Raw genomic sequence first — 15,744 nt, 5'->3', positions numbered from 1 at the left:
ACCACATTATACTTATCTTTGTCAAGTAGCTAATTATTTCTTAGTATGCTGTTTAGCCATTTCATCCTTATGGTATAATCTTTTTTATTATCGCTCTAAGCAGTTGAGGATATAGCGGCATGTTTACCCTCCAGGACATATTGCAAGGCAATCAGGATAACGTACACCTGCAACGTTCAGTAGCAAGCGACCCCGAGATGATCTTTTCCGCGGCACAGCACGATAGCCGCATGATCGAACGGGGTAATCTTTTTGTGGCGATAAAAGGGGTGCGCGTGGATGGGCATCAATTCATTCCGGCGGTGGCAAGGGCGGGGGCGGCGGCGGTGCTCTGTACGGAACCATCCGGTGATGTTCCGGCGGATTTTCTGCAAATTGTGGTGCCGGATACGATCGCGGCTTTGCATGCTACTGCTCGCGTGCGCGCCGCACGGCAGAAGAATACAACCTTCATCGGCATTACAGGGAGCAATGGCAAAACAAGTACCAAGGAAGCAACGGCGGCGGTGCTAAGCCAGCAGGGTCCAACACTCAAGACCTTCGCATCTTATAATAACGAGGTTGGCTATCCACTGACGCTGCTGCGGCTGGAGCCAGAGCATCGTTATGCGGTGCTGGAGATGGGAGCGCAATGGGTAGGAGAGCTGGCCTGGCTCTCAACGACCATCGCGCGACCCAACTGGTCAATTATTACGAATGTGGGAGCGGCTCACCTGGAATACTTTGGATCGCAGGAGCGGGTGATTCTTGCTAAAAGCGAACTGGTGCAGGTGCTGGCGCCAGAGGGCATCGCGATCCTGAACTACGATGATCCCAATGTGCGCGGTATGGCTGCAAAGACGGATGCGCGCGTGCTTTACTATGGCCTTAGTGAGGAGGCGGAAGTGCGCGGGAGCGATATCGCGGGTGATACGCTGCGAGGGCAGAGCTTCACGCTGCATTATCATGAACAGCAGGTGCGCGTACAACTCCATATACCGGGCGCGCACGGTGTGATTGTGGCGCTGGCCGCCGCCGCCGCTGGCTGTGCCGCCGAGATGCAGCTTGAGGATATCGGTGCCGCGCTCGAAAGTCTTACTCCTGCCCGGGGGCGAGGCGAAATCAAGGCCGGGCCAAACGGCAGCATACTGATTGACGATACCTACAATGCCAATCGTCAATCAATCGTCGCCATCGTCCAGGCTATACAGACCGCGGAACTGCCACCAGGGGGCAAACGCTGGGCCGTGCTGGGCGATATCTTCGAACTGGGTCGCTACGCGCGTGCGGAGCATCGCATGAGTGGCGAGGCGCTGGCCGGTAACGTAGATTACCTGATCGCGGTGGGAGACATGGCACGGTACTACCTGGAAGGAGCGATTCTATCCGGTATGCCATCTGATCATATCTATTACTTTCCGGCTGATGTTGAGGATGAAGCTGAGCTGGCAGAGGCTAAACATGCCGCCGCTGAGGTGCTACGACAGCAGGTGCAGGCGACGGACCTGGTGCTACTGAAAGGATCGCGGGGCATGCGTATGGAGACGATGATGACGATGTTCGATTGACTTCATTAGAGATTCTTCGCTGCGCTCAGAATGACATAAGGAGGATTACACATGGCGGAAAAGAAGATACGTATTGGCCTGATCTTTGGCGGGCGTTCAGGCGAACACGAGGTTTCGCTGGCCTCCGCCAATTCTGTCATGGCCAACCTGGATAAAGATAAATACGAGGTTGTGCCGATTGGCATTACGAAGGAGGGTTCGTGGCTGCTGGGTACCGAGCCACGCCAGCTCATAGCGGCGGAACAAAGCGTTGGCGAGGACACCGCAGATGAGCAGACGACGGCGGTCACCCTTACCGGCGACCCACACTTACGGCGGCTCATCCCTCTGGAAGGCGGCGAAGTACCCGGTAATCGAGGCGCGCTGGATGTGATCTTTCCCGTGTTGCACGGCACGTATGGCGAAGATGGCGCCTTGCAGGGCTTGCTCGAAATGGCAAATGTGCCCTATGTTGGTTGCGGCGTGCTTGGTTCGGCGCTGGGGATGGACAAGGAGAAGATGAAGATGATCTTCCATTCCGTTGGTCTGCCCACACCCGACTATCTCGTATTTCGCCGTCATGAGTGGGAACGCTCGCCCGAAGTCATTCTGAACACAGTGGAAGAAACGCTTGGCTATCCCTGCTTCGTCAAACCGGTCAACCTGGGATCTAGCGTCGGGGTGAGCAAAGCTCACGAACGGCATGAGTTGGAACACGCTATTAACATGGCGGCAGAATACGACCGCAAGATTATCATTGAGCGCGGCATCGACTGCCGCGAGGTTGAATGCGCCGTACTGGGCAACGACGAGCCAATCGTTTCCGTTGTAGGCGAGGTCATCTCCAGCAACGAGTTCTACGACTACCGTGCCAAGTACATCGACGGCAAATCCCAGATTCTGATCCCTGCCGATATTCCCCAGGAAATCGCGGAAGAGGTGCGCCGCCAGGCTGTACGGGCCTTTCTCGCGCTCGACCTCAGCGGCCTGGCGCGTGTGGATTTCTTCATTGAGAAAGGCACGAACAAGGTCTATATCAACGAAGTGAACACGATGCCTGGTTTCACCGAGATCAGCATGTATCCTAAGCTATGGGAGGCCAGCGGTATGCCTTACGCCGAACTATTGGACCGCTTGATCGAACTGGCTATCGAACGTCATGCCGACAGGCAGCGCAATCGCACGAGTTTGTGAGGAAAAGATGTCAGGCACAACCATTCGTTCTATTACCGTTGAGCCGCTCAATATTCCGCTGCTCGAGCCATTTACCATTGCTACGGGCAGCGTTTCCGAGGCGCGCAACATACTCGTCACGCTCACACTCGAGGATGGCAGCACCGGATATGGGGAGGGCGCGCCTTTTCCGCCCAGCACAGGTGAGTCGCAGGAAACGGCGCTTGCTGCCGCGCGAGGCTGCGCTGCTCTAATCGAGCGAAAAGACGCGGCTCAGTGGCGTATCCTCTCGAAACTGATGCACAGCGTCTATTTCAGCCAGGCTACTGCTCGTGCCGCCATGGAGATGGCGCTGCTCGACGCGCTGACCCGTTCCTACGGCATTCCCCTTTATGTCTTCTTCGGCGGAGCAGGTACGATGGTCGAGACGGATATGAGCATTCCCCTGGTCACCGCGGAACATGCCTACGAACTGGCAAAGGATATTGCTGCACGCGGTATCCACAGTATTAAGATCAAAGTTGGCAGCGAGCTGCGCGAAGATGTCGAACGAGTGGAAGCAGTGCGCGAGGCAGCTCCTGGGCTGGGTCTGACGCTCGACGCGAACCAGGGCTATACGGCGAACGAGGCTTTGCTGTGCCTGGAGGCGCTGGACGACCGCGATATCCGGCCCTTGCTGATGGAACAACCCGTCCCCAAAGAAGACTACGAGGGACTGCGCTACGTCACGCGGCACACCACCGTGCCCGTGGCCGCCGATGAAAGCGCTTATAGCGCCGCCAACGTTGCTCATTTGATCGCTATGGGAGCGGTTAATGTCATCAACATCAAATTGATGAAATGCGGCATCGTAGAGGCGCTGGACATCGCCGCCGTTTGCCGCGCCACCCACACACAGTTGATGATCGGCGCCATGATGGAGTCACGGCTCGCCGCCAGCGCCGCTGCCCATTTCGTCGCCGGCCTGGGCGGCTTCCGCTACATCGACCTGGATACACCGATGCTGCTGGCCGAGGACCCGTTTACGGGCGGCTACGAGCAGCGCGGGGGAATATATGATGTATCCGGCATAAAAGACGGGCTGGGTGTAGAGCCGAAATAGATGGACTTCAGCAAGGTTATCCAGCGACTCCCGGAGCCGCCGGATAACCTTGCTCTTCTGCTGAAGTTCAAATCTAAGCAATCTGTGTAATCATGCCGAAGAGACCATCTGCTTCATCATGTAAGCCCGAGGTGAAGAAGAGTTGATTGGTCTGGCCGGCCTGGCCGCCATTGCCAAACATTAAGCCCCATAGCCCATCAATTTTGATGATCTTGCCTTTACTGTTCATCAGCGTACCGAGCAACATGCCACTATTGGGATCGTAGGCGTTGATATGCCCATTGCCGAAGTTGCCCACCAGCAAATCGCCGCTGAATATCCCGAAGTTGGCGGGCGCCATGGCAAGTCCCCAGGGCGAGTCAAGCTGGCCCTGGCTGATCAAGCGCTTGACGAGATTGCCATTGGTATCGAAAACATCGACAAATCCATGGCCCAGGCCTGGAACATCATCATGCTTCGCCTTGTCCTGCTTCGCGTAGGTCACCACGATGTTGCTGCCGAAGGCCTGGATGCCGAAAGGCGCGTATCCTTTGGGCAGATTCGGGTCGGTAAACGAGCCGGAGAGTTTGGTGAGGACGAAATTCTTGTCGAAAACATCGACTGTCCCGGCACGGAAATTGGTAGCGTAGAGGAAGGTGCCGGACTGATTTGTCGCGATTGCCAGGCCCTTATAGACCGCGCCAGATTTTGAATTATCAACCCCCAGAATAGCATTTGTCGGGTCAACGTTAGGATTCCAGCCCGAGATCGTGCCATCTTCGGTAGAGAACAGGAAGAGGCTTGCGCCGGACTTCTTGTTCTCCGTCACCACAAAAGCCTTGCTGTTGCTGTTGTAAACGGTACCGGTCGGCGCGGAAGTTGTTCCACCCATAGGTGGGGGAATGGTGACGACCAGCGGCTGGATATTTCCCTTGCCATCATAGAGGGTGGAGAGTCCGGTGCCGTTATCGGAGATCCAGAACGGTCCCATAGGGCTGTACGAGATGCCCCAGGGATTGACCAGGTTCGAGTCGGTAATGGGGGCCTTGCCGGGGAGATTTGAAACCAGGTTTGTCCTCTGGTACACTCCTCCACCGGAAGTGGGACGAGCAAGGGCTGTTCCCGGCAACAGGAACAGCGCGAGCGTAGCGATAGCTACCAGCAGGCTAAAAAGCCCTGTTTTTTTGGGCATAAGTGTATGTGCCTCCTTTTAAGGTTAAAACCCGGGACCTGAAATAGTTTTACGATTGAAGTACATGTTTCCGGTGCCGGCATAACCGGAAGCGCATTACAACTCCATATAAAGATACGCAAGAGGTTACAGGTATTCAGGGAACAGGCACCTGGCGCTCTGCCTACACATTGTTTTTGCCGGGCAAAAATGTTATAGTAGTGTATAATCAATCAGCGCTGGATATCTGGCGTGCCAACTTGTAGGGGGTGATGCAGGCTTATGGCGGCGGATATGAAGAAGATTGCCGGTCAGAACCAGGAGATAGACCTTTCTCAACAAAACGAAATCCTGTTTCGCACGTTGATTGAAAATAGCCTGGACGCTGTTGTGCTGACCAACGCTGAAGGGCAGGTAACATACGTAAGCCCTTCTATCGAACGTATCCTTGGCTATACCCCCGATGAGCTAAAGCTGCTACATGCATCTGAAGTCATTCACCCGGCTGACCGGCAGGCAACGGCAGACCTCTTTGCACAGCTCCTGGCAAAACCAGATATTACGGTCACGACACAGTATCGCGTTCGCCATAAGAACGGCTCCTGGCGCTGGGTCGAGGGCATATGGAAAAACCTGCTTGCCGAGCCGTATATCCAATCCGTCTTCATCACTATTCATGATATTACAGAACGCAAGCAGGCAGAGCAAAGACAACAGATTCTCAATCAAGCCAGCACAATCCTGGTTTCTTCTCTTGATCAGCAGGTCACGCTCAAAGAAGTGGCCGAACTGATCGTGCCTGCGCTTGCCGACTACTGCCGCATTGCCCTGATCGATGAGGATGGGCAGATTCGAGACATCAGTGTCCACCATTTCGACCCTGAAAAGGTGACGCTGGTGAGGGCACTTTACGAGCAGTATAAGGATGTACCGGCAGCTACTTACGGCCTGCTACGTTTGCTAGAAACGGGCAAATCCGAACTGATAGCCGATGTCGTAGGGGAAGTGCTGGAAACAGTACACGATAACCCCGTGCTGCTTGCTATCATCGAAGCACTCGGACTGAAATCCTATATGGGAGTGCCGCTCATCGCCCGCAACAAGATCACCGGCGCGATTACTTTCTCCTCCGTTCAAGCATTCCGGCGCTATAATGCCGATGACCTGGCCTTTGCCGAGGAATTAGCCCGACGCATTGCGCTGGTACTCGATAACGCGCGATTGTACCGGGAAGCGCAAGAGGAGATCGCCGAACGCAGGCAGGCAGAGGCTCAGTTACGCTCCAGCGAGGAACTCTACCGCTTAGTGGTTGAACATACCACCGATTTGATTACACTGCTGGATGCGCAGGGAACCATCATCTATATCTCTCCCTCCAGCAAACACTTAATTGGATACGAGCCTGGTGAGATGATCGGGCAAAATGCTTTCAGCTTCCACCATCCTGAGGATCTGCCTGGCATATTAGCGGAATTCGCGAAGATTTTTGAGGGCATGATTGCGAATGTTCCCTATCTCCGCGTCCGGCACAAAGATGGACATTGGGTCGCCCTGGCGGGCACAGGGGCCGCGATTTATGATGAACAGGGCAGGCCAGCATTGATTGTCAGCACCTCCCACGATATCACGCAGCAGGTGGAACTGGAGAGGCGCAAGGATGAATTCATCGGCATGGCCAGCCACGAACTCAGGACGCCTATCACCAGCCTCAAGGGCTTTATCAATCTTTTCCAGAGACGTATTACTGCTCAAGGTGACACTCAGGCGCTGCATTACCTTGAACGCATGAACGCACAGATCAACAAACTGGCAAAGCTGGTCGGCGATTTGCTCGATATCACCCGGATGCAGGCTGGCAAGCTGAGCTACGCTGAAGAACCCTTCGACCTGGATGCCCTGATCCGGGAAACGGTCGAGAATGTGCAGGCCGCTACAACCACACACACGCTGCTTGTCGAAACCACAGGCCCTGTAGAGGTTAGCGGCGACCGCGACCGCATCGGGCAGGTGCTGATCAACCTGCTGAACAACGCCATAAAGTATTCGCCGGACGCGAACAAGGTACTCGTGCGGCTATCCGCGAACAAACAAGAGGCAACGGTCAGCGTGCAGGATTTCGGCATCGGCATCGCAGAGACCCACCACAACAAGATTTTCGAACGCTTCTACCAGGTCACCGATGTGGAATCAAGCAATTACACCGGACTGGGCATCGGCCTGTACATCTCCCGCGAGATCATTGCGCGCCATGGAGGCAGGATGTGGGTGGAGAGCAGCAAGGGCCAGGGATCGACATTCTATTTCACGCTGCCGGTGCTTCACCACTAAAAGGACAGGCGCCAGGTGCTGTCCCTACGGCCTTCTCCCTTTCAGCCAGAAGTATACTTTCGCATCGAGCATGCCGCGCAGCATACCAATCAATGCCAGCACCGTGGCGATGATGATAGCCGCGAGTCCAGGCTGGCTGAAGTGATAATACAACAGCGTGTGATTCGCGGGCGCCGAACCCCATAGCGCCACCAGCAGGAACGCCCCTACAAACATCAAACACCCGGCAATAGCGCTGCTGCGCAGCAGGGTAGGGAAGACCATGTTCCGCGAGAGCCAGATCGCCATCATTGCACCCGGCGTAGGCGCGCCGATCAGCGCCAGAAAGAGCACGCCAAAGATACGCGTGAAAAATGAGCTATTGGCCGGAAACTCCATTGGAGCTATCAGCGTGAAGATCAGGATCATCGTCAAAGGAAGCAGACCTGTTAGCGCGCCTATCATCGCGGGCCGCCAGAGGACGGGCGCAACCTCGATCTGTTCTCTGGAGGCATCGACGGCGCCGAGCTGGCGAACGGTATAGATGTTGCTCAGCAAGAGTACAAGGTAGGCAATGAACGGCACGTCAATACTTTTGCCGCTCGCCACCATACCATAACTGATGAAAAATCCGCTGACGATAGGAGCCAGCAGCGTGGCAATTAAGCCGCGATAGAAGTATTTGCGGATGGACCGGCTGCGCGTCACGCCGGTAAAAAGCAGCGCGGTCAGAGCAAGCAGATTGATGCCAAAGCCCAGCAGCAGGCCCAGAAGGGCAGGAGACATGCCACTCGCCTTGAGGGGCGTGAAGAAGAGGGCAAGGACGATCAATTGCAGCAAAACGCCGGCCACGATGACGCCGTAGTAGTACAGTCGTCGTCCCTGGCGATATACCGGTATCGAGGCAGCGGGCGCATTTGCTCCATTCTCTCCCGGCAATGGTGGCAATTGCAGCGGCTGTTGCAACCCCGGCGCATACTGTTCATCACTATGCCTGGGCCGATTGATCGCGCCTACCGCCGATTGACCGGCCCCGGCGGGAGCAGGCGCAGCCACCGTAGGGGCGATTCCCTGTGATCGGCCTGCCGCTAATGGCGTTTGCCCCGCGGGGTATGTACCCGGCGACTGGACGGGCGGTACTGTGCCTGCCGCGGATAGTGGCGCCTGCCAGGCAGTACCGACGACGGTGAGATCGCCAGGATTGGCATCACCTGGAAGCCATAGACCTGCGGCAGCGGAAAGGGCGGAAGAGATGGCGGCCTGGAAATCGGCGGCCATCTCGCCTGCGCTCGCATAGCGATCTTTCGGCAGCTTCGCCAGCGCCTTTTTGACCACAAATTCGACGGCGGGCGAGAGATCAGGACGCATGGCTCTCACCGAGGGAACCGGTTCGTGTATGTGCTTCGGCATCACCACAAAAGGCGTCGGGCCGCTAAAGGGTACCTTGCCCGTCAAGAGTTCAAAAAGCACAATACCTAGCGAATAGATATCCGAGCGCGCATCCACCGCGCCCCCACTGATCTGCTCCGGCGAGGCGTATTCCGCCGTACCCAGAAAACTTCCCGCCATTGTCAGCGACGGCATCGCGCGCAAATGCACAATGCCAAAATCACTCAGCAGCAGGCGGCCATCGGTGTGAAAGAGCAGATTGCCGGGCTTGATATCGCGATGCACTATCCCCAAACCATGCGCGTAGCTCAGCGCATCCGCAACCTGGTTGATATAGTTGCCTACGGTATCCAGATCGAACTGGCGTCCCTCGCGCCTCATCTGGTCAATGCGTTCGCGCAACGTCCCGCCGCGGATATAGGGCATTACCAGGTAGGCCAGGCGCTGCCCATTCACCTCTGCCTCCTCATACTCATAGACCGGTAAAATATTTTTATGCTCCAGTTTGGCAATCGTATTGGCCTCGCGGCGAAAGCGCTCGAACACGATACGCAGCTCACCGGTATCATAAGCGGAAGCTGGAAGCAGCACTTTTACGGCAACCGTTCGTGCCGGTCGTGATTGCTGAGCCAGGAAGACGGCTCCCATGCCACCTTGACCGATGATACGTTCAATAGTACAGTTGCCAAGACTTACGCCTACAAGTTCTTTTACGTCCATCTTATTTCTTATCATCCTATTTCGATCAGAATGGATACTTTAACCCCATAAATCTCCCTGCACAGTTTCATTGGAGGACGAGCGGCTTTTGTTCGCGGGTGAGCGTCCCTTATTTGCGAGCGGGCGATTACCAGGATCACCCTTACGGTAGGCCGCCCGTTGTTCTCGTACCTGTTTCCTGGGCAATGCTTCACCAGTTGTATGGGCGACCATCCCTACGCTTTCGCTCTCATACGGTTGGTCAGCCGGTACAGCGATCTCTGTACTATTCGCCAGGCGTATGGCTGCATCGAATATCGAGTTGCGGGTCACCTGTACCTGCGGCCACAGACCGATAAGCGCTTCAATAATAGCATCCTCGCACTGCACCAGGATAGGCGATTGTGATCGGCAATACTGTACAGCCTCGTGCAAGGATATTTCAGATGTAGGCCGCTCCTGCGCGGAGCTCTCTACCCATTGTACGAACGAAGCCTGCATATGTTCCAACCAGCCCGCTGTATAGAGTCCTACTCCCATAGTAAACGCAATCGTTTCTGTGACAACAAACTGTGCTGCGCGCTGCAATTCCGAACGCCGGTAACAATGCAAGAGTTCATAGCAGGCGCGTTCAGGCACCAGACCCTCTTTCATTACGCGCTCGCGTACCATCTCCACATCGATACGCGCCAGCCGCTCTTCCACATCATCGTAGCGGCTGCGCAACACCTGCAAGAGTTCCGTTGCCGAAAGCTGTCCATCGTACTCGACTATAGGAAAATCAGAGGCGATTACAGCGAAGGCGGCGCGGGCCTCGGTAGGAATGGCCAGGACGAGATCATTGCGCGTTTTGAGTTGTTGCAGCCTGGCAATTTTACGCTCGCGGTAGGAGGGTGTCCAGAAACCGAGAATTTCTACATAGATGCGGCGCGAGCCACGAGTGAGCGCGAAATCGGGGATAAAGATGCTTTGCGAGGCCATTTCGCCGGACGGTGAGGGCAACAATAACGGTTCTGGCTCGCGTTCCAGTTGCCAGCCATCGGTGGCCCGGCTATTGGCCAGCGCCCCAAACGCTTCCGCGAACGATTGCTCGATACTGCTATCGAAGATAGATGGAGGATTCTCGACCTTTTGAGATGATGCGGGAGAAACGCTACTGGGGGCCCGATCAATCTGGCCATCAGGGTCGCTGTACTCCTCCTCAATGGAGGAATTGTTTCCTCCATTGCTGGGATGAGATGCGACTTCGGAGGATATGGTATCTGAGGGCAGGAGTTTGAGCAGGTCGGCGCTCATAACGAAGCGGTAGGAGCGCTGCAAGAAATGCACGGTTGCTTCGGCCTCGCGGACAGCGCCGATCAAATTTGGGCGGCTACGAGAGGCCGAAGGATTGATATGCGCTTCGGAGCGCTGGGCTGAGGTGGTGGGCATGAGCTGGCGGGCCGATAAATCGGCGGTGGGCGCGATCAATCGGCCCCTACGGGATGGGGCGGCAGATGAGGAATGGGATGGGGCAGAGGGTGAGGGGCGCGATGAGCCATAGTCGAGGAGTATGCGGCAGAGCCTGGCAAGCCTCAAGCCATATTGCTGTGGGGCGCCGGTCATTTCCTGTGGCCCATAGAGGGTGAGATGCAGGATAGCGGATGGCTGGCCGGTCTCATAGGTCAGGTCGTAATAGACGCCGAGTTTACGCGCCAGGTAGCACAGGCGTTTAATGACCGAGCCGATGCCGGTGGCAGGTACACGAGAGGAACTTTCGATGTTTTGCGCCTCTATGAAAGCCTGGCAATCGATGGCGAAATGTACGTCAGAGGCATTGAACAGCGCGGCTTCGAAAGTCCAGCGGTTATACAGCCTGGCGACCTCCTGGACAGATGGTGGCCGGGCTGTTTCTCGCACGAGCACTGTTTCGGAGTCGCTGTCGAGGGCCAGCAGGTATTCGAGATCGGCAAGGGTCAGGCTGTGAGATGCTGCGAAGGTTTGCAGAATCTCGTCTCGTTGCTGCCCATCCAGAAAGCCGCCATAGCGCTCATTGATATAATTGTAAAGCGCGAGCCGCAGGTAAATAGGAGAGGTGATACCGGCTTCCTCGAGGCGGGTCAGGGCGTCATTTCCCAGGCGCAGGAGTGTTTCCTTCCAGTCGGGCTGCTGCCAGGCATACCAGGCGCCAAGCGTTGCCAGCAAGCAGTTCGCCAGCCGGTAATCGGCGATCAGCGCGCGGGCTTCATCGACTGAAAATTGCCGCTGTCGCAGGCCGATATGCTGCTCATGAAAAGCGATGAGGCGCGCTATCTCAGCATGCAGCTCGCCGGGTCGCAAAAAGTGGAGCGAGACATACAAATCACCGCCCCGCCGCTGTACCTGTTTCTTCACATCTTGCAGGCTAAAACGCACACATTGCTCCTTCACTGCTTATCCTGGTAATCCCGAAGGCCGATTCATCGGCTCCACGTCCATTATCAGATGAATTCGTCAAACTCTATAATCTGGCTCCTGCCCTCCATATCATCCCTGTATTGCTATTCTTTTTCATGCGCGTTAATTATACAGGAAAAACTGCTCTGGCGTATAGAAATGCAAACTTCGTCCTGTAAAAACGGTCGGAGCGTGCGTATTTCCTTTAGCCAGAACAGGCGGATGAATACTCGCTTGCTGTATTTTTTGTACAAATTGCGCAGATTTACTGTGAGATAGTACATTGACATTCATCCCAACCTGCTTGATAATGAGTCTGAAAGCACAAGTTCTTTTGTGTTGCGGGCCGTTTTCATCATCTATTATTGCTTTCCTGGAGATGGAGGAGTGGAGAAGGTCGAGGATACAGGCTGGTAGGAGTCCTTCATTCGGGCATTCACAGCATCGAAGGAGACATATCATGAGTACAGCTGCACAGCGGCTTGGCAAATATGAGCTGCGCGAGCGTCTCGGTCGCGGCGGCATGGCAGAAGTATGGAAAGCCATGGATACGCAGTTGCAGCGTTACGTGGCGCTGAAAATTCTGCACGCCGACCTGCAGAATGATCCTAATTTCATTACCCGCTTCGAGCGCGAGGCCCAGGTCATCGCCTCCCTGCATCATCCCAATATCGTCCAGATCCACGACTTCCAGATCTCGCGTCCCCCGGAGACCAGCAACACTATCGCTTATATGGTCATGGATTACATCGAGGGATCGACGCTGGCCGATTATCTCCGCGTCACCTCGCGCGTTGGCAAATTTCCGCCCTCCAACGAAATTGTGTACCTCTTTACCGCCCTTGGCAGGGCCATCGATTACGCGCACCATCGCGGCATGATCCATCGCGATATCAAGCCGGCCAACATTTTGCTGGATGCGCGCAATACCTCACAAACGACTATGGGGGAGCCGATCCTGACGGATTTCGGCATCGTCAAGCTGCTGGGAACCAGCACGGGCACGCAAAGTGGCTCGTGGATGGGCACTCCGCTCTACATCGCGCCGGAGCAGGCACAGGGGCGACCCGGCAATGAGCGCAGTGACATCTACTCGTTGGGTATCATCCTCTACGAAATCTGCACAGGCACGCAGCCGTTTCGCGGCGACACTGTACCCGCCATCATTATCCAGCACATCAGTGCCACGCCCGCTCCGCCTGCGGCAATCAACCCGAACATCCCTCCCGCGCTTTCCATGGTGATCATGCGCAGCCTGGCCAAAGACCCCTCTGCCCGCTACAGCAGCGCTGGCGCCCTGGCTGATGCAATAGCCGACGCCTTTAACCTGTCCGCTCCATCGGAGATCAGCAGGCCAGGTTACATGATAACAGATACGAATGCTCCAACATACCTGACCCCGGCGAATCAGTCCAGGGGTATGACGCCATCCCCTTCATCGCAGCCGGGCATCGGTTCTCTCTCGCCCGTTCAACAGGTTGCTTACGCCACACCTTTGCTACCGGCGACGAACACGGGTAGTCCGCTCAGCCCCATCTCGGCATCCAGCCTGCCAGGTGTGCCCAGCTCGTCCGGTCCGTCCAGTTCGCCCGGCACAACACCTGTCAATAATTCCGGGGGAGTTTCCGCTACTCCGAACTCGCCGCAACTCAGGACAGCCATACCTGCCCCGGTCACGCCGCTGCTCACCAATAATGATTTTCCACCGCCATCCGAGCCAAAAAAGCGACGGCGTACAGGCTTACTGATCGCGTTGATCGTGCTGCTCCTGCTGCTCCTGGCAGGCTCCATCGCCAGCGCTTTTCTGCTATTCCCGCGTAAGGCCGCGCCAACACCGCCCGTAACAAGCAACATCGTTGGGCAGGTGCAATTTCTGAGCAGCGGGCGCTTATACGTCAACAATAATCAAGGTCTTAACGACGAATTGCAGGTTGACCTGCACAATGTGCCCGCTCCACCGGCAGGCAAGGCTTACTACGCCTGGTTGCTGGGAGACGCGGGCAATGACGCGGTGACACCACTGCTGTTAGGAAATGGGCCGTTAGCGGTGCAAAATGGCCTGGTACATTATGTGTTTCCAGGCGATGCGCAGCATTCGAATCTGCTCGCGACCTACAGCCGGTTTCTGATTACGCAGGAAGACGCGACTAACACGCCGAGCACACCCACATTAGATTACAGCGCCTGGCGCTTTGCTGCTACTATTCCGCACGCACCCAACCCCGCCGATACCAGATTCCATTTCAGCATGCTGGATCACCTGCGCCACCTGCTCTCCGGCGAACAACTGACCGAAACGTATGGCCTGTATGGTGGGTTAGGCATCTGGCTGGAGCGAGATACAGAAGAGGTTTTCAAATGGGGAGTGAACGCGAATGATCACTGGGGTAGCAAGGATGCGGTGGGAGTACGGCAACAGCTCCTCAATGTGCTGTACTACCTGGATGGAGACACCTGTATTGTGCCGGACCTGCAACACGTGCCGGCAGGGACGCCGATTGGCCCCGAAAATGGCACAATTTTCAAGATTGCGCGTGTACCTCTGCTCGATGCATGCACTCTGACACATCCTATCGGTTTTGTGCGGCACATCGGAGCGCACCTGCAAGGGGTAACCGGCGCGCCCGGCGCGACAAAGACGACGCAAATCATGGCCTCGCAAATTGACAAGGCGCTGAACCAGGTGCAGGTCTGGTTGCAGAATGCGCGCATGGACACAATACAATTGCTTAATACGCCCAACGATCAACTGGTACAGGCCTCATCGCTCAACACACTAGGCGACCTGGTAACACAGCTTCGCTACGCATATTCCGGGCATATCGATCCGGTTACGGGTACCTACACGGGCGGTGTAACCTGGATTTATGGCAGCATTCAGCGCCTGGCAATTCTAACAGTGACGAAGTGCAACAGCACAACTAGCGCCTGCGTTTAGCAATGTCTTCCTCAGTAGTCCCGGCGGTGACGAGTTCATAGAGCACCGCCTGTTCAAGCTTGGGGCGCAGGACACGCCCCAGGCGTTGAATATACTCGCGCCTGGTGCTGTTGCCGCTAACAATGATGGCGATGCGGCAATCGGGTACGTCGACGCCCTCGTTCAGCACACGGCCGGTCGCAAGCTTGCTGTACTGGCCCGAGCGGAACCGCTCCAGGATGATGCGGCGTTCTTCGGCAGGCGTCTTGTAGGTGATGCTCGGCAGGCAAAAGCGCCGGCTGATCTCTTCAACAACCGGATTGTACTCGGAGAACAGGATGACCTGGTCGTTGGTGTGCAGGCGCAGGAGCCGTTCAATTTCGGCGTATTTGGCCGGGGCGTTCATAGCGATACTGCGAGCCTCGCGCCATGCCAGCATCGCCTCGCGCGCCTCCGGGTCGCGGGCGCTGAGAAAAATCAGCTTCTTCTGAAAATCCTCCGGCGAGTTGATACTGATACGCCGCCGTCGCAAGAACGAGCTATAGATCGCACGCAAGGCGCTATAACGAGCCTCATCCTCGCTCGAAAGGGCGATATCGATGCGCACTTCCTGGTATTGCGCCAGGTAGCGCCCCTCGGTCAGTTCCGACGGCGAGCGCCGGTAAACTTCCGGTCCAATCAGCCCATCCAGGTCAACATGGGCCATATCGCTGCGTTCGGGTGTGGCGCTCACACCTAAACGCAAGGGAGTGAAGGCGCTTTCGGCGATCAAACGATAGGTCGGCGCGGGCAAATGATGACATTCATCTTCTGTGTAATCGATGCTGTTAATTAACTGGTTCATACGCACATTTTACTGCTTCTCAACGCTCTAAGCAAACTATGCGGGATTTTTCACCGCGGGTGCATGATTTCTCTTCATGAGTTACAGAGCGACCCGCCCTAAACAATGCGGAACCTGGTGAATTGGTCTGCTACGATAACAGGGTTCACCAGGAAGAAGATTACCTTGACATACTACACACCACAGCTCCATACCCCATAATCCGCATCCCTTTTGACGGCT

The 15,744-nt window shown here is 55.9% G+C and carries 9 protein-coding genes; 5 read left to right on the top strand and 4 right to left on the bottom strand.

What is annotated here, in order from left to right:
* The first annotated feature begins 119 nt into the window (after positions 1–119).
* The 3 genes from murF to VFA09_24765 are packed head-to-tail and all read left to right on the top strand — an operon-like array spanning position 120 to position 3,801.
* Positions 120–1,547, top strand: a complete 1,428-nt coding sequence (murF, locus tag VFA09_24775) for a UDP-N-acetylmuramoyl-tripeptide--D-alanyl-D-alanine ligase (GenBank protein HZU70510.1) — start codon at positions 120–122, stop codon at positions 1,545–1,547.
* Positions 1,548–1,598: 51 nt separating this feature from the next.
* Complete coding sequence (locus VFA09_24770; GenBank protein ID HZU70509.1) at positions 1,599–2,720, top strand: D-alanine--D-alanine ligase; 1,122 nt, start codon at positions 1,599–1,601, stop codon at positions 2,718–2,720.
* A 7-nt stretch (positions 2,721–2,727) separates the two neighbouring features.
* Positions 2,728–3,801 carry a dipeptide epimerase gene (locus VFA09_24765; protein ID HZU70508.1) on the top strand — a complete coding sequence of 358 codons (1,074 nt, stop codon included), beginning with the start codon at positions 2,728–2,730 and terminating at the stop codon, positions 3,799–3,801.
* Positions 3,802–3,874: 73 nt separating this feature from the next.
* Here the strand turns inward: VFA09_24765 and VFA09_24760 are convergent, their stop codons facing one another.
* Positions 3,875–4,972, bottom strand: a complete 1,098-nt coding sequence (locus tag VFA09_24760; protein ID HZU70507.1) for a TIGR03118 family protein — start codon at positions 4,970–4,972, stop codon at positions 3,875–3,877.
* Positions 4,973–5,233: 261 nt separating this feature from the next.
* On the opposite strand from VFA09_24760, the gene VFA09_24755 reads away from it, so the two are divergent.
* Complete coding sequence (locus tag VFA09_24755; protein HZU70506.1) at positions 5,234–7,279, top strand: PAS domain S-box protein; 2,046 nt, start codon at positions 5,234–5,236, stop codon at positions 7,277–7,279.
* Between the two features lie 24 nt (positions 7,280–7,303).
* Here the strand turns inward: VFA09_24755 and VFA09_24750 are convergent, their stop codons facing one another.
* Positions 7,304–9,367, bottom strand: coding sequence for a serine/threonine-protein kinase (locus VFA09_24750; protein ID HZU70505.1), 2,064 nt, complete (start codon positions 9,365–9,367; stop codon positions 7,304–7,306).
* 39 nt (positions 9,368–9,406) lie between these two features.
* Positions 9,407–11,740, bottom strand: a complete 2,334-nt coding sequence (locus VFA09_24745) for a DUF790 family protein (GenBank protein HZU70504.1) — start codon at positions 11,738–11,740, stop codon at positions 9,407–9,409.
* A 481-nt stretch (positions 11,741–12,221) separates the two neighbouring features.
* Between VFA09_24745 and VFA09_24740 the strand changes: the two genes are divergently transcribed.
* Positions 12,222–14,699, top strand: coding sequence for a protein kinase (locus VFA09_24740; GenBank protein ID HZU70503.1), 2,478 nt, complete (start codon positions 12,222–12,224; stop codon positions 14,697–14,699).
* Here VFA09_24740 and VFA09_24735 read toward each other — a convergent pair.
* The gene (locus VFA09_24735) at positions 14,683–15,522 is read right to left on the bottom strand and encodes a DEAD/DEAH box helicase (protein HZU70502.1); all 840 of its coding nucleotides are present in this window, start codon (positions 15,520–15,522) and stop codon (positions 14,683–14,685) included. The two genes, VFA09_24740 and VFA09_24735, sit on opposite strands and share 17 nt — an antisense overlap.
* Between the last annotated feature and the right edge of the window lie 222 nt (positions 15,523–15,744).

This window comes from Ktedonobacteraceae bacterium (assembly GCA_035653615.1).
In the GTDB taxonomy this organism is placed as follows: Bacteria; Chloroflexota; Ktedonobacteria; order Ktedonobacterales; family Ktedonobacteraceae; genus DASRBN01.
This window is presented reverse-complemented; position numbering and strand designations above follow the sequence as displayed.